This is a genomic window from Aquimarina aquimarini (genome assembly GCF_900299535.1).
Taxonomy (GTDB): Bacteria; Bacteroidota; Bacteroidia; order Flavobacteriales; family Flavobacteriaceae; genus Aquimarina; species Aquimarina aquimarini.
In genome coordinates, this window is the sequence record NZ_OMKE01000035.1 from 79,159 (window position 1) to 95,937 (window position 16,779).

The following is a 16,779-nucleotide window of genomic DNA, read 5'->3' on the forward strand; positions in this document are numbered from 1 at the left end:
TAAAGAATTAAATATATTATTTAATCACAAAGAAACATGAGTGCAGTCTATATAAGCGGTCTCGGATCGATTTCTTGTCAAAAAACATTTGATAACAATGAGTTTTTAGACGAAATCATTACCTATACAGATACTGTAATAACCGCTGTTAACCCCAACTACAAAGAATATATTAAACCTGCCGCTGCACGTAGAATGGCAAAGGGTATTAAAATGGGCGTTGTAGCTTCTAGAATTGCTCTAAATGATGCAAACAAAGAACAGATTGATGCGATCATTACTGGAACAGGAATGGGGTGTGTAAGGGATTCAGAGAAATTTGTAAGTGCTATTATCGATAATAATGAGCAGTACCTTACCCCTACCTCATTTATACAATCTACTCACAATACAGTTGGCGGGCAAATCGCTCTAGAGCTTCAGTGCAAAGGGTATAATTTTACTTATGTACATGCCAGTGTATCTTTTGAATCAGCATTACTAGACGCCTCTTTACAGCTAGAAAATGACGAAGCCAATACAATATTGATAGGAGGAGTTGACGAACTAGGAGATCATACGGTTGCCATTCATAAAATTGTAAATCATATCAAACCAGAAAAGATAGACTCTACTGCATTATTAAACGCTACAACTGAAGGTGCTGTATTTGGAGAAGGCGCCAACTTTTTTGTAGTCTCAAATAAAAAACAAGCATCGAATTATGCCGAAGTTTTGGCTATAACTACATACAATACTGTTTCTAAAAACAAAATACAGCAACTCGCTCAAGAATTTTTACAAGATAATGGTATAAATATTGGTGACATAGATGCTATTGTACTAGGCAATAATGGTGATGTAAAACACGACTCGTTTTATCATGAGCTTAGCTCAGGAATATTTCAAAACACACAACAAATATACTATAAGCATCTGTGCGGTGAGTTTAACACTGCTTCTTCTTTTGGACTATGGTTAGCATCCAAAATATTAAAAACACAACATTTGCCTGATGTAGTTAAAATCAATAATAAGTCAATAACAAATTATACAACCATTCTATTATATAATCAGTATAGAGGAGAAAATCATAGCTTCACTTTACTACGTAAATGCTAAGTTATAACAAGGTAAACAAAGTAACACTGGTCATCTTTTTGGTTTTGCTAATAACCAATTACTGGATAGATCTACCTATATGGCTTTATTTCTTATTAGCTTTCACATGGTTTAATGTTACCGCATTAGGGTCTTCATTTATACAATGGAATTATCATTTTACATCTCTTAATTCTAATAAAAGTATTACTAAAAAACAGATAGCTATTACCTTTGATGATGGACCAAATCCTGAATTCACTCCACAGGTATTAAACTTATTAAAAAAGTATAATGCTAAAGCTACTTTTTTTTGTATCGGACAACATATTAACACCTACCCTGAAATTGTGCAAGATTGTATAAAGCAAGGGCATACCATAGGTAATCACACTTATTCTCATGCAAATACTTTTGGTTTTTTTGAAACAAAAAAAGTAATCTCAGAATTAAAGCAGACCAATGCAATCGTAAAAGAAAAAATTGGAGTCACTCTACAATTATACAGACCTGCTTTTGGTGTTACTAATCCAAGGATAAAAAAAGCATTACAAGTTACAGGTTTACAATCTATAGGATGGAATGTACGATCTTTGGATACCACCTCTAGAAATGTAAATACGATATTAAAACGAATAACAACTGGTTTGTCTCCAGGTGATGTTATCTTATTACATGATACAAGCGCTAAAACAATTCTTGTTTTGGAACAGTTATTGTTATTTTTACAGCAACAAAACCTAGAATCTGTCACTATAGATTCTCTATTTAAGATAAAAGCATATGCCTAAATTTATTTTTTTACTCCTTTTTATTACTACTACACTAGCTGCTCAAACAAAAATGAGTACTATAGAGGCTAATGCTCTAAAAGAAAAAGTAAAAACTTATGCTTCTACTATAAACACTATTTCTAGTGATTTTACACAGTACAAGCATTTGGATTTTTTGGCCAATGATATTGTTACTTCAGGAAAAATGGCTTTCAAAACCCCAAATATGGTAAAATGGGAATATAGTAAGCCTTTTAAATATTCGGTAGTATTCAAAAACCAATCACTGTATATCAATGATAATGGTAATAAGAATACTATAGACATTGGGTCGAGTGAGCAATTCAAGCAATTGAATAAATTGATCATCAATAGTGTAAAAGGAGATATGTTTGACACCAATGAGTTTAGTATCAATTACTATAAAAAAGGCAAAAATAGCGAAGTCCATTTTAATCCTAGAGACGAGAAATTCAAAACATTTATCAAAGTATTTCATATTACATTTAATACAAAAGGTGATGTTATTGAAGTAAAAATGATAGAGCCATCTGATGATTACACCACTATCATATTTAATAACAGAACAATAAATACACCTCTGGCAGATGAGATATTTGCTAATTAGTTTTTGTTTTCTTTGTGTAGGATGTGCTTCTTATCCAAAAAAAAATAAGTTTGAGAAAAAAGAAACTTCTGATACTTTCCTAAGGAATACACATTTCTCTGATAAGACAGAAGATTATATATACAAAGCATCTATTGATATTTACAAAAGGCATTTTGGAGGTATCTTGATTATAAAAAAAATAAATGATGCAAATCATCGTGTTGTTTTTACGACAGAAATGGGTAATAAAATTTTTGACTTTTCATTTATTGATAATGATTTTACTGTAAATCATATTCTTGATGACTTCAATAAAAAGATATTGATTTCTATTTTGAAAAAGGATTTCAGAACATTGATCAAAGAAAATATGAAACTCACAAATACGTATTCTCATCATGAGGATCTTGTTTTTGAAACCGAAATAGACAAAAAAAAACATTATTATTACCAAACAGATAATAAAATAAGTAAAATCGCCAGAGTTTCCAACGGAAAAGAAAAGGTAGTTTTTACTTTTTCAGAAATTAATGATACTATTGCAAATCTGATTACAATTGAACATAAAGGAATAAAACTTAAAATTAGTTTAAAATCAATTTAATAAAGTACAAACACAATTACCCCTAAGACATAATCTCAACAAATATGCTACTAAAAGATTTTTATAAAACCAATACACTAGAAACTGTTGATAATATCTCTACTGCCACTATCACAATCAATAAAAACCATGAGATTTTCAAAGGTCATTTTCCTGGAAATCCTGTGACTCCAGGTGTATGCATGATGCAAATCATAAAAGAACTGACAGAAGGTGTTGTTGGCAAAGAGCTTTTTATGGAGTCATCTAGTAATATAAAATTTATGGCTATTATAAATCCTGAGAAAACCCCTGATTTGGTGTTGACACTTGATATTACAGAGGAAGATTTGCACTACAAAGTAAAAAATATCACCAAATTTGAAGATACAGTAGCTTTAAAACTTACTACAAAATTCAAGGTAAAATAGTTTTATTATATCAAAACTGACTGATTTTATCTCTATTTACTTAAAAAACCATATAAATGAAATTCTTACTCATATTCGTTTCTCTATTACAATTCACAACATTTTCTATAGATGTGAATATGATTAGAAAAGCATATAAGGTTGCTGCGCATGATAAAACGAAAATAGCTGAGTTAAATAAATTACTTTTTTCGGTAACAAAACAAGACAATGCGACATTAATAGCATACAAAGGAGCAGGAATAGCATTACAAGCCAGACAAAAAAAAACAATTAAAGAAAAAAAACGTCTATTTATTGAGGGAATCTCGTATCTAGAATATGCAATACAAAAGAATCCTAATGCTATTGAACCTCGCTTTATAAGAATAGGAATACAGGAGAATACTCCTAAACTTTTAAAATATAAATCTAATATAGAAGAGGATAAATCATTTCTTCTAAAACATTACAAAACGATAACACCAAAAGTTTTAAAAAAACAAATAGGAGAATACATTTTACAGTCCAAATCTTTTAGTGATAAAGAAAAAGCAGTAATTTTAGTTCCTAAATAAACCGAAACACTTCATTGAGTGATAAACCAGTGTACACAACAGATTGAAGCATTTAATGTATGTGTGATAATCCCTACCTACAATAACTGTAACACATTACGACGAGTTATTGATGGTGTATTACCATATACTTCTAATATTATTGTGGTCAACGACGGTTCTACCGATACGACCCCGAGTATATTAGAAAAATACTCACAGTTACACCAAATTCATATCCCAAAGAATAAAGGAAAAGGCAATGCCCTACGTGTTGGGTTTACGTATGCAACGCAACACGGATTTGATTATGCCATAACAATAGATTCTGATGGGCAACATTTTCCTGAGGATTTATCGACCTTTATGACTACCCTAGAAAATGCTGAGAATAAAAACATACTACTTATTGGTGCCAGAAATATGGATCAAGATAGTGTGCCAAAAAAGAGTAGTTTTGGGAATAAGTTTTCTAATTTTTGGTTTTGGGTAGAGACTGGTATACAGCTTATGGATACGCAGTCTGGGTATAGATTATACCCATTACAGTCACTAAAAAACATAAAATTTTATACTTCAAAGTTTGAATTTGAAATTGAAGTTATTGTAAAAGCTGCTTGGAAAGGTGTAGAGGTACAAAATGTCCCTGTAAGAGTATTATATGATATGACCGAACGGGTTTCTCATTTTAGACCATTTAAGGATTTTACAAGAATCAGTATTCTTAATACTTGGTTGGTTATTGTTACCTTTTTCTATATAAAACCCAGAAATGCCTTTCGTAAAATTAAAAAAAAAGGATGGAAACGTTTTTTTTATGAAGATTTTTTAGAAAGTCATGATTCTCCACAAAAAAAGGCACTCTCTGTTTCTCTGGGGGTTTTTATTGGATTATCACCACTATGGGGGTTTCACTCTGTAATTGTTATTTTTCTCGCGGTTGTTTTACAACTGAATAAGGTAATTGCTTTTGCTTTTTCTAATGTAAGCTTCCCTCCTTTTATTCCATTTATCGTTTTTGCTAGTTTAAAACTAGGAGGTTTTATTTTGGGACACAATTATTCTATTTCGATAGATGAGATTACAGAAAATTATGATTTTCTAAATGATTTAAAAACATATATTATTGGTAGTTTTTCTTTAGCTATTATTACAGCATTAATTCTAGGAACCTTGAGTTACATTATTCTCTCGTTATTCAATAGAAAAAATAATATTTCATAATGGATACGTTTTTTATAAAAGTATATCAAATTATCTTTTCCAAAAAAATATGGAGTAGTATTGCTATGCTTTTCTTATTCTCGGGTTTAATTTTTGTAGCTACAAGAATTGAGTTTGAAGAAGACATTACAAAATTAATTCCTACCAATGATAAAACTAGTGATGCTCAAAAGGTACTGAAGACGGTTAATTTTGCTGATAAAATCATTGTAAATATTATGCTTGATTCTGTAGGTTCTGTAGATGACCTAACAGGTTATGCAACTTCTTTTATAGATAGTATTACCAAAAAATCAGGCACCTATATCAAAAACATACAAGGTAAAATAGATGATGATAATGTCCTTACTACACTAGATTTTGTGTATCAAAACCTACCTCTATTTCTAGATGAGCAAGATTATAAAACAATACATCATAAAATTCAAAAAGATAGTATTGATGCTATAACGAATCAAAATTATAAAACCTTAATTTCTCCTACAGGGCTTGTTGCTAAAAAAACAATCTTAAAAGATCCTTTTGGATTATCATTTATTGCACTCAAAAAACTACAGCAACTTAATATAGGAGATCAATTCACTTTATATAATGGGTACTTACTTACCAAGGACAAGAAAAATATTTTGTTGTTTATCAATCCCGCCTTAGAATCTAGTGAGACCTCAGAAAACGCAAAATTTGTCGCAGATTTATATGATGTCAATTCGCAACTTAACACTACCTATCAAAATAAAGTAAAAAGTGAATATTATGGAGCAACATTAATGGCTGTATCCAATGCACAACAGATCAAGACAGATATTCAAATCACCATCAGCATTGCACTTACGATACTGTTAATCATTTTGGTACTTTTCTATAAAAAGATAACCATTCCGATCATATTATTTGTTCCAACATTATTTGGAGGATTACTGGCTATTGCCTTATTATTTTTGATACGAGAAAAAATATCTGCCATATCATTGGGTATTGGCTCTGTATTACTTGGTGTTACATTAGATTATTCATTACACATCCTTACTCATATAAGAAGTAATAACTCGATTAGTAATTTATATAAAGATATTAGTAAGCCAATTTTAATGAGCAGTCTTACTACTGCTTGTGCATTTTTATGTCTTTTATTTTTGAGCTCTCAAGCATTGCAAGATCTAGGGATTTTTGCCGCAACTAGTGTATTAGGAGCTTCTTTTTTTGCTCTTATTTTTATTCCACAAGTATATCGGGATACATCAAAAAAGAAAAGCAAGAAAACTAGCATTGATACCTTGGCTTCTTATAATCTTCACAAAAATAAGTGGTGTATTATTGGTTTGGCAGTAGTTTTATTACTTAGTGTTTTTACATATAACAACGTCTTTTTCAATAAAGATTTAGCGCAATTAAATTATAAATCAGAGATTCTAAAAGATGCAGAAACACGATTAGATCATTTATTGAACATTGCCAAAAAATCTATGTATATCGCTACCTATGGCAATAATGAGCAAGAAGCGCTAAAAATTAATGATCATATCTATAAAAAGTTATCTGAGCTTAAAGAACAAGATGAGATAATAGATTTTAGTTCTATTGGTGCCTTTGTACACTCAAAAGAAAATCAACGTCAAAAAATTAATTTATGGCATCAATTCTGGAATACACAAACTATACAAAATACCAGAACTAATCTTATAGAAAGTGGAGAAAAACTAGGTTTTAAACACAATGCGTTTCATCCCTTCTATACATTATTAGATAAAAAATTTAATCCTATATCTGTTCAAGATTACACCGCCTTAACAGCTTTTACACTGGATGATTATATCTCTACCAAAAATGATTTTACTACAGTAACTTCTTTGATAAAGGTAGACCAACATAATACAGAAAAAATACGAAACCTCTTTAAAGATAAGCAACAAACGATTCTTATAGATAGACAACATATGAACGAAACTTTTTTAGGTAATCTAAAAAATGATTTCGATACGCTTATAAAATATTCATTGATTGTTGTTTTACTTATTCTATTCATCTTTTATAGAAGTCTTTCTCTTACTATCGTTACTAGTATTCCTATATTTTTGACTTGGTTATTGACTATCGGTATAATGGGGCTATTGGGAATTGAATTTAATATATTCAATATTATTATCTCTACATTTATTTTTGGTCTTGGTATCGACTACAGTATATTTATTACAAATGGATTATTGACAGAGTATAGAACAGGAGAAAAGACATTACCTACTCATAAAACATCTATTATTCTCTCTTTGATTACTACCATTTTGGGAGTAGGGGTATTAATCTTTGCAAAACACCCTGCCTTATACTCTATTTCTATAGTTTCTATCATTGGTATTTTATCTGCTGTTTTTGTTGCCTTTACTATTCAACCTATTCTATTTACTCTTTTTATAGGCAGTAAAACAAAAAGACCCATTACATTGCGATTATTGGTACACTCTACCATCTCTTTTGGTTATTTTGGTATCGGTGGGCTTTTACTCTCTATATGTAGTGTAACCCTGATGAAGATCATTCCTATATCCAAAAAAATTAAAATGAAATGGTTTCATACCATAGTTTCCAAGTTTATGAAATCGGTATTATATTCTAATCCATTTGTAAAAAAAGAAATTATTAATCCTCATAATGAAACCTTTGATAAACAAGCTATTATTATTGCCAACCACACTTCATTTCTAGACATTTTGACTATTGGGATGCTACATCCAAAAATGATATTCCTGGTCAATGATTGGGTGTATAATTCTCCTATTTTTGGAAAAGCTATCCAAATGGCAGGATTCTACCCTGTATCTAGTGGTATAGAAAATGGCTTGGATCATTTACAAGACAAAATAGCACAAGGATATTCTTTGATGGCTTTTCCAGAAGGGAAAAGATCAAATACCAATGCTATAAAACGGTTTCATAAAGGAGCTTTTTATCTTGCAGAAAAATTTAATTTAGATATTATCCCTGTTTTAATTCATGGTAATTCTGAGGTATTGCCAAAAGGCACTTTTATCATCAAAGACGGAAGCATTACTGTAAAAATACTGGATAGAATCACTGCAAAAGATCCTCGTTTTGATGATCTATATTCAAAAAAGACAAAACAAATCAGTACCTATTTTAGAAAAGAATTCAGTGAACTACGAAAAGCAATTGAACAAAGTGATTATTTTCATAAAATCATTTTAGAAGAATACCGATATAAAGGAAATATAACTTACAAAGATGTTTACAAAGATCTTGAGACAAACAAAGAAACCTACTATCGTATTATCAATACAATAGATAAAAAGAATACGGTTATTCACCTTTCTAAAGATTCTGGGCAATTAGATTTTCTAGTATCTTTAGACGCGCCAAATCGCAAGCTTATAAGTTGTATAAAAAATGATGCATTGCGAACTTTGGTAAAAAACAGTTACATAACCAATAATCATAGTAAAATCACAATTACTAACACAATACAAAAAGCACTAGCAGAACAAGCTAAAACACTCATTATAAACCTCCCTGATATAGATAAAAACCAACTAAAATCTATATTAGAACAAAAGTATGATACTATCATTTTATTGAAAGAAGGAATACAGTATTTAAAAAATATTGAGTCAGAATTTTACAAAAATGAACATCATAGTGATAACCTTATTATCTTGAAAACTATAAATGGCACTAAATAAAATGAAAGATCAATATAATGTTGTAATTATTGGAAGTGGTCTAGGAGGATTGATCTCTGCTAATATATTGGCAAGAGAAGGGTATAGCGTCTGCATATTAGAAAAGAATAATCAATATGGGGGGAATCTACAAACTTTTGTAAGAGACAAGACTATTTTTGATACAGGAGTACATTATATAGGTGGGCTTTCTAAGGGTCAAAATCTTTATCGATATTTTACTTATCTAGATATTATTGATGATCTAAATCTAAAAAAATTAGATGAAGATGGTTTTGACATCATTACTTTTGGCGAGGATGCTACAGAATACAAACACGCGCAGGGGTATCAAAATTTTATAAAAACACTGCTGGATCAATTTCCTGATGAAGAGAAAGCAATTAGAACATATTGCAAAAAACTAAAAGAAACATGTGATCAATTCCCGCTATATCATCTCAAAAACGGTAAATCTTATATTGAAAACATTGATCTTTTTGAGTTAGGCGCCAAAGAATATATAGATAGCATAACAACCAATAAAAAACTAAAGGCTGTTTTATCTGGCTCAAACCTATTATATGCTGGTGATGCCAAAATCACTCCTTTTTATGTACATGCCTTATCTGTAAATTCATATATCGAGAGTGCATATCGATGTGTCAATGGTGGTGGCCAGATTTCTAAAGCTTTGATTAAAAAACTCAAAAAATTTGGTGGTGAAGCTTATAAATATAAAGAGGTGGTCAAATTTAATTTTGAGGATAAAAAAATAACCTCTGCGATTACAACAGATGGAACCGAAATCAAAGGTGATATCTTTATCTCTAATGTAGATCCTAAACAAACATTAAAACTTATTGGAGAACAAAAGCTTAGAAAATCCTATGTAAATAGGATACAAAAAATAAAAAGTGTGATCTCTGTTTTTAGTGTTTACATTGTACTAAAACCTAAGTCATTCAAATACATAAATAAGAATCATTATCATTTTAAAAATGAAGATAGTGTATGGAACAGTCAAAATTACACGCAAGAAAGCTGGCCTGAGACTTATATGATCTCTATGGGGGTAAATAAAAATATGGATGAATGGGGAGAGAGCATTACAGTAATGACCTATATGCATTATGATGAAGTGGCTCCTTGGGAAAACACTTTTAATACCGTAGCGCAAAAAAATGACAGAGGGCAGACTTATGAGGAATTCAAGGCTCAAAAAGCAGAAACCTTAATTAAAGAAATTGAGAAAAAATTTCCCAATATCAGAAACTGTATTCATGATGTATATACTTCTACTCCGCTATCGTATAGAGATTATATTGGTAATAATCGTGGATCGGCTTATGGGTATATCAAAGATGTAAATAATCCTCTAAAATCTTTTGTTCATCCTCGTACCAAAATCAATAATTTATTATTTACAGGTCAAAGCCTTAATATGCATGGCATTTTGGGGGTAACAATCAGTGCTGTAATTACCTGCTCGGAACTACTGGGTAGAGAATATTTATTAAATAAGATAGTTGAAGCTACTATAAAAAAGGAAGACCCTCTTTAAAATTTAAGGTTACAATCAGTACTAAAAATGCTAAAAAGACAATAGTTATGAACATCAAAAAACGCATAATACCAAGGTTTTTATGCTATCTGGCGTTACCATTTCTACTTATCTCCTGTGGAATTTCTAAATCTTTAAAAGATGTTCCAGACATTAGCGCATATAATAGTGATATTACCCAGCGGATACAACTATCTGACACCACTTTTGTAGCTGGAGAGAGCTTTCTTACCAAAAATAAACAAGGATTATGGGAGTTCTATGTTACAGGAGACCCTCTAGAAAGAGGGTTACTTACAGGGCATCTAACTCAAGAACTATTTCATAATCAAGAACATGCTTTTTTGTCTAAAGTAAATGAACTTGTACCTTCAAAAACAAAACAAAACTTACTAAGGAAATTTTTGGCATGGTTCAACAGAAAAATGTATTTACATGTCCCAGAAGAATATAAAACTGAAATTTATGGTCTTTCCAGATATGCCTCTGATACTTATAATCATATTGCAGATCCATATTTGAGGATTCTTTATTTACATGGGGCTCACGATATTGGTCATGCGTTACAAGATCTCGCCCTAGTAGGGTGCTCATCGTTTGCTGCCTGGGGAGATAAAACTGAAGATGGAAGCTTGATTATTGGCAGAAACTTTGATTTCTATGCTGGAGATGATTTTGCCAAAGAGAAAATTATTGCCTTTACAGCTCCCAATCAAGGACACAAATTTATGTCTGTAACTTGGGGAGGAATGATTGGTGTTGTCTCAGGTATGAATGAGCACGGACTTACTGTTTCTATCAATGCTGGGAAATCAAAAATTCCATTAATAGCCAAAACTCCTATATCTATTGTTACTCGAGAAATTTTGCAATATGCATCTACCATAGAAGAGGCTATTGCAATCGCAAAAAAAAGACAGGTTTTTGTTTCTGAATCAATATTTGTAGGAAGCGCAAAAGATAAAAAAGCAATCTTAATAGAAGTGTCACCAAAGAATTTTGGAGTATACGAGGTACCTAACTCTAATCAACTTATTTGTTCTAATCATTTTCAGAGTAAACCCTATGCTAATGATAAAAAAAACAAAGCGCATATCAAAGAAAGTCATTCACAGTACCGCTATGAACGGATGCAGGAGTTATTGCAACAAACCCCTAAATTAACTCCAAAAATTGCTGTTGATATCTTACGAAATAAAGAAGGGCTAGATAACAAAAAAATTGGATACGGTAATGAGAAAGCACTCAATCAATTATTAGCACATCATGCTATTGTTTTTAAACCTGAACAACGATTAGTCTGGGTATCTTCAAACCCATACCAATTAGGAGAATTTGTGGGGTATGATCTAAACAAGATATTCAAAAACTCATATAAAAATGCAAAAAACACAACGCTTGCAGATCCACACCTTACTATAGAAAAAGATTCTTTTCAATATACTACAGCATATAAAAACTATGAGCGTTACAGGCAATTGAAAGATACAATTAGTACTGCTATCAATACAAAAAAAAGTCTTTCTCCTGATATTCTCAAAAATATACAAGATAGTAATCCTCAATATTGGGAAGCCTATTATATTGCAGGCAGATACTATGAGCAACAAAAAAACTATATTGCTGCCTTACGAGCTTTTCAACAAGCAAGTACAAAAGAGATTACTACGTTTCAAGATCAACAAAAAATTGAATCGTATATCAAAAAATTAAAAAGGAAGGTAAAAAAATGATTCCCGAAATAGAAAAAGCATCACTGGATCAGATCAAAATGATACAGGAACAAAAACTAATCGAATTAATGCAGTATCTATCTGATCATTCTGCATATTATCAAGGAGTTTTTAAAACCCACAAGATACTTCCTTCTTCTATCAAAACGCTAGACGATTTGGTGACCATTCCTGTTACTACAAAAGAGCAACTACAACAATATAATGATGACTTTATCTGTGTTGATAAACGTGATATTATAGATTATGTTACTACTTCTGGAACTTTGGGAGAACCTGTTACATTTGCTTTGACAGACAATGATTTAAAGCGTCTTGCTTATAATGAGGCTATTTCTTTTGCTTGCGCAGGGGTACAGCAAGATGATATTTTACAATTGATGACCACTATTGATCGTCGCTTTATGGCAGGGTTAGCTTATTTTTTGGGTGCGCGAGAACTGGGAGCAGGAATTATAAGAGTAGGTGCAGGAATCCCCGAATTGCAATGGGATTCTATCCTCAAATTCAAGCCTACCTACCTTATCGTAGTCCCTTCTTTTTTATTAAAACTTATTACCTATGCTAAAGAACATAATATTGATCTTAATTCCTCTGGAATAAAAGGTGCTATTTGTATCGGTGAGTCTCTTAGAGATCAAGATTTTACGTTGAATACGCTTGCAAAAAAAATAAAAGATCGCTGGAATATAGAATTGTACTCTACTTATGCCTCTACAGAAATGAGTACTGCATTTACAGAATGTAGTGAGCAACAAGGAGGACACCACCACCCTGAACTTATCATTGCAGAAATTCTAGACGATCATAATGTTCCTGTTTCTCCTGGAGAAACAGGAGAACTTACCATCACCACTTTGGGGGTAGAGGCAATGCCTTTATTACGGTTCAAAACTGGTGATATGGTCAAAGCACATACTACACCTTGTGGGTGTGGTAGAACTACGATGCGATTAGGCCCTGTAGTAGGAAGAAAAAGACAAATGATTAAATACAAAGGAACTACTTTGTATCCTCCAGCGATGTATAATATTCTTAATGATTTTAGTGAGGTAGATAATTATATCATAGAGATTTCTCATAACAACATTGGTACCGATGAAATCCTAATCAAAATAGCTGTACAATCTCCTACAGAAGAATTATTGCATGATATAAAAGATCATTTCAGAGCAAAACTTAGGGTTTCTCCAAAAATCGAATTTCATGACAAGCAATATATTCAGAAATTGCAATTTCCTAAATTGAGTAGAAAACCTGTCATCGTTATTGATAAACGATAAGAGCTAAAACAAAAGTAGAAGTATAAAGAATGAAAACTACTTCCTAACATTAACCATTTGTATATTCTCTATTCATCTGCTAGCAACTTCTTTTTATCAAAACCTTTAAATATCAAAAACAACCCTAGAAATAATTCTAAAAATGCTGTTGGTACATTTAAAACCAAATATTCTGTTGTAATGATTTCTACAACTTGAAATAAAACTAAAATACTTGCTAATAAAGACAAGGTTGTCCCTAATAATCCCCATATAGAAATCCATTTGGGAACTAATTTTGATTTTATCAGTAAAGTATACATCATAAAATTACTGACACATAAAGTCAAAATCATGAATACATGGTTTATATAATCACGTGTAATTTTAAGCATATTCCCTACGATCTCAACACTCAAAATAGCATTGGGTAAGTCTTTTGTAAATTCTTGGCTCAACGCTAAAATTGACAACAATACTATGGTGCCTATTACTACAAGTGTTGATGCTATTATTCTAAAACTCAAAAAACCAATCGATAAAGCGGCTCCAAATCTTTTGACCATAGGATATAACAATATCCCAACACCTACATATATCAAAGACATCATAAATTGTGAAGCTGCCCCCAAAAGTACTTGATAGGTATTTGTAGAAGCCTCGATTAGATACTTTTCAGAATCAACTGCTGGAGTAATACTAAAGATACCAGCGACCATACTTGCTATAAATAATACCCCTATTAACGCACTTTCTCTTTTTATCGAATTCATGGTTTCTTTTTATACTACAATATACTATTCATTTACTGTTTTTTGAGGGTTTCTAATTTTATAAGATACATCATATTCTATTCGTAATAGAGTCCAAATCTTCTAGATTTCAGGTGATGTATTGATTGATAACGATATGTTATTAGAGCTTTTTTATTTTTCAGATTCTATTTTTTCAAGTCTTGATTGTAATTCTATAAATTTTTTATTTAGTAAACTTAATTCCTCATTCTTTTTTTCAAGCTTTTCAATTTTTGAATCTTGAGATTTTAGTTTTTTATCTTGTTGTATGGTATATAGTGTTAACTCTTCTATTTTTTGTAGTAGTCTAGCATCCATTTGCCCTAAAAAAAACCCATCTTTTTTCACTTCTTCTGCACTCGGTATATCTTTTAAATGTCCTTTTTCTTTGATATGAGTTTCCACTTCTTGTAAAGTCGGGAGTACATATTCTTTATCAAAAACAAAATCTGCCCATTGTGCATGTAAGGCTACTTTTACTTCTTCGGCAGCAATTCTCCCTTTTACACCTAGTTTAAAACCTTTCGTATTTACGACTCCAATACCAACATCACCAGTATTTGTAATTCGAAATCTTTCAACATTATTAGTCCCTATAGAAAAACTCTTATTAGCGATTGTTCCTAATATCATATTTCCATTAGAGTACATAGTATTTCCATCAAGATATAAACTTGATTCATTATCCTGAATTCTTAAACCTGCATTAGCAGGAGTAACCGATGGAAAACCTCCAGTGGTTGCATTTCTATAGATATGAACAAGTCCGTTTGATGGTGATCTAGTACCAATACCAACATTACCAGCATTTGTAATTTTAAATCTTTCAACATTATTAGTCCCTATAGAAAAACTCTTATTAGCGATTGTTCCTAATATCATATTTCCATTAGAGTACATAGTATTTCCATCAAGATATAAACTTGATCCATTATCCTGAATTCTTAAACCTGCATTAGCAGGAGTAACCGATGGAAAACCTCCAGTGGTTGCTTTTCTATAGATATGAACAAGTCCGTTTGATGGTGTTCTAGTACCAATACCAATCTTGCCTCCTAAGTCATTTAAGATAATATCTCCACTATAAATACTATCCTTTTTGCTTCGTATAAAAAGGTTCCCATCAGGAGCCTGATGTTCTAATACAAAATGATTGTTATTATCTCCAGATGTTCTAATCTTAAATTTATTTTCAAATTGAATTCCATTAGCAGCACCTAAACCACCTAAATGTAGTTTTGTTTCTGGGTTAATTGTTCCTATACCAACATTTCCATTTGCTAATTCAGTAATCTGTGATTGTGCCTTCACTCCAAAAGTGATTCCAAATATTACTATGTATAATAGCCTTGTTTTCATTACTATGTTTATTTTCTATTTATATAGATATATGTCTTCGATCTTAAAATTGTTACCTTATAATACTATAAATAATTACTAGTACTTGCCTTCATATTCACTTAGTTTCATTCTATTTCTTGAATTTTAAGCACAAATTCATCGAATAACTTTTGTTCGTTTTGTTTTTCTTTTGATATTTCTGATATTTATAATAACATATTTTATCATTTACTAGCTATTATACCTTTATCTCTAGTTCTTTTTTCAGCAATCCTTTTCCTCCTGCCATTAAGCTTTTTATTTTTTTGTTTTCAATTAATAAATCCACAATTATTAAACTTGGTGATGGTTCTTTCATGTATTTACCTTGTTGAATATAAAAACGTTTTTTCTTATTTTTTAAAACATCAAATAAATAACATGCAAGTGGTCCCGCAGCCATTCCTGTTCCTGCTTCCTCTAATATACCATACCGTGGCGCAAACATTCTTGAGGTAGCATCTTTTTTTGAATCCTCTGTTTTATTAGAAAACACATAATATCCTATCAGATCAAGTTCTTCGCTTATAGTATTTATTAGATTGAAATCGGGAGTTATATTCTTTAAAACTTCAATATCCTTTACTGGAATAATAACAAATGAATTTCCTGTATTTACTAGTTTAATAGGTACATTGGATATGAGATCTGTTTTTTGTAATCCTAAAGATTCTAGAATTACATTTTCTTTGTGACTCATATCTAAATAACTAGGTGCTAACTGTTCCATAAAGGCTAGGTCACCTGTTAATTTTATTTTTCTTCTACCATCTATAGTTTCTTTTGAAGAATTATTACTCTGTACAGCTCCTATTTGTTGTAAATATGAAAATGTTGCTACAGTAGCATGCCCGCAGTGTGCTATTTGTTTGGTTGGCGTAAAGAAATCTAGCTTAAAATCTTCTGTATTGGATTTTGAAACAAAGGCCGTTTCAGATAGCCCTACTTTTTTTGCAATGGCAAGTTTATTTTTAGCAGATAATTTATCCGCATTCAATACTACTCCTGCAGGATTACCTCCTTTATCATTTTCTACAAAAGCACTTAGTATATGTACTGTAATTTTTTTTGAATCGTCCATGTTAATCATTTTTTTGAATTGTTATACCTAATGGACGTTTGGGGTAAAGAAAAGACG

General features: G+C 31.1%; 14 protein-coding genes. 11 read left to right on the forward strand and 3 right to left on the reverse strand.

Features of this window, described 5'->3' with window-relative positions; all coding sequences use genetic code 11:
• The first annotated feature begins 36 nt into the window (after positions 1 to 36).
• The 11 genes from DG508_RS14720 to flxY are packed head-to-tail and all read left to right on the forward strand — an operon-like array spanning position 37 to position 13,488.
• Positions 37 to 1,101 (forward strand): beta-ketoacyl synthase N-terminal-like domain-containing protein, encoded by a 1,065-nt coding sequence (locus DG508_RS14720; protein ID WP_108868876.1) that lies wholly within the window; start codon positions 37 to 39, stop codon positions 1,099 to 1,101.
• Positions 1,095 to 1,871 (forward strand): polysaccharide deacetylase family protein, encoded by a 777-nt coding sequence (locus tag DG508_RS14725; protein WP_108868877.1) that lies wholly within the window; start codon positions 1,095 to 1,097, stop codon positions 1,869 to 1,871. Before DG508_RS14720 ends, DG508_RS14725 begins: the two co-directional genes overlap by 7 nt.
• A complete protein-coding gene (gene lolA2, locus DG508_RS14730; RefSeq protein WP_108868878.1) occupies positions 1,864 to 2,481 on the forward strand; it encodes a flexirubin biosynthesis/transport protein LolA2 in 618 nt (205 codons plus the stop codon). The genes DG508_RS14725 and lolA2 overlap by 8 nt, the downstream gene beginning before the upstream one ends.
• The gene (gene lolB2, locus DG508_RS14735) at positions 2,462 to 3,067 is read left to right on the forward strand and encodes a flexirubin biosynthesis protein LolB2 (protein ID WP_108868879.1); all 606 of its coding nucleotides are present in this window, start codon (positions 2,462 to 2,464) and stop codon (positions 3,065 to 3,067) included. The genes lolA2 and lolB2 overlap by 20 nt, the downstream gene beginning before the upstream one ends.
• A gap of 44 nt (positions 3,068 to 3,111) precedes the next feature.
• Positions 3,112 to 3,477, forward strand: coding sequence for a 3-hydroxyacyl-ACP dehydratase (locus DG508_RS14740; protein WP_108868880.1), 366 nt, complete (start codon positions 3,112 to 3,114; stop codon positions 3,475 to 3,477).
• A 56-nt stretch (positions 3,478 to 3,533) separates the two neighbouring features.
• On the forward strand, positions 3,534 to 4,034 hold the full coding sequence (locus DG508_RS14745; RefSeq protein WP_108868881.1) for a hypothetical protein: 501 nt from the start codon (positions 3,534 to 3,536) through the stop codon (positions 4,032 to 4,034).
• Between the two features lie 18 nt (positions 4,035 to 4,052).
• Positions 4,053 to 5,237: a DUF2062 domain-containing protein gene (locus DG508_RS14750; RefSeq protein WP_234418240.1), complete on the forward strand. Its 1,185-nt coding sequence runs from the start codon at positions 4,053 to 4,055 to the stop codon at positions 5,235 to 5,237.
• Positions 5,237 to 8,929, forward strand: a complete 3,693-nt coding sequence (locus DG508_RS14755) for an MMPL family transporter (RefSeq protein ID WP_108868882.1) — start codon at positions 5,237 to 5,239, stop codon at positions 8,927 to 8,929. The genes DG508_RS14750 and DG508_RS14755 overlap by 1 nt, the downstream gene beginning before the upstream one ends.
• Complete coding sequence (locus tag DG508_RS14760) at positions 8,916 to 10,472, forward strand: phytoene desaturase family protein (protein WP_234418241.1); 1,557 nt, start codon at positions 8,916 to 8,918, stop codon at positions 10,470 to 10,472. Before DG508_RS14755 ends, DG508_RS14760 begins: the two co-directional genes overlap by 14 nt.
• Before the next feature lie 47 nt (positions 10,473 to 10,519).
• Complete coding sequence (locus DG508_RS14765; protein WP_108868883.1) at positions 10,520 to 12,205, forward strand: C45 family autoproteolytic acyltransferase/hydolase; 1,686 nt, start codon at positions 10,520 to 10,522, stop codon at positions 12,203 to 12,205.
• A complete protein-coding gene (gene flxY / locus DG508_RS14770) occupies positions 12,202 to 13,488 on the forward strand; it encodes a flexirubin biosynthesis putative acyl-CoA ligase FlxY (protein WP_108868884.1) in 1,287 nt (428 codons plus the stop codon). The genes DG508_RS14765 and flxY overlap by 4 nt, the downstream gene beginning before the upstream one ends.
• A gap of 68 nt (positions 13,489 to 13,556) precedes the next feature.
• Here flxY and DG508_RS14775 read toward each other — a convergent pair whose 3' ends face one another.
• The 3 genes from DG508_RS14775 to DG508_RS14785 form a co-directional block, all read right to left on the reverse strand.
• A complete protein-coding gene (locus DG508_RS14775) occupies positions 13,557 to 14,240 on the reverse strand; it encodes a DUF4386 domain-containing protein (protein ID WP_108868885.1) in 684 nt (227 codons plus the stop codon).
• Positions 14,241 to 14,393: 153 nt separating this feature from the next.
• The gene (locus DG508_RS14780) at positions 14,394 to 15,620 is read right to left on the reverse strand and encodes a hypothetical protein (RefSeq protein ID WP_108868886.1); all 1,227 of its coding nucleotides are present in this window, start codon (positions 15,618 to 15,620) and stop codon (positions 14,394 to 14,396) included.
• A 220-nt stretch (positions 15,621 to 15,840) separates the two neighbouring features.
• Positions 15,841 to 16,722 carry a PhzF family phenazine biosynthesis protein gene (locus tag DG508_RS14785; RefSeq protein WP_108868929.1) on the reverse strand — a complete coding sequence of 294 codons (882 nt, stop codon included), beginning with the start codon at positions 16,720 to 16,722 and terminating at the stop codon, positions 15,841 to 15,843.
• Between the last annotated feature and the right edge of the window lie 57 nt (positions 16,723 to 16,779).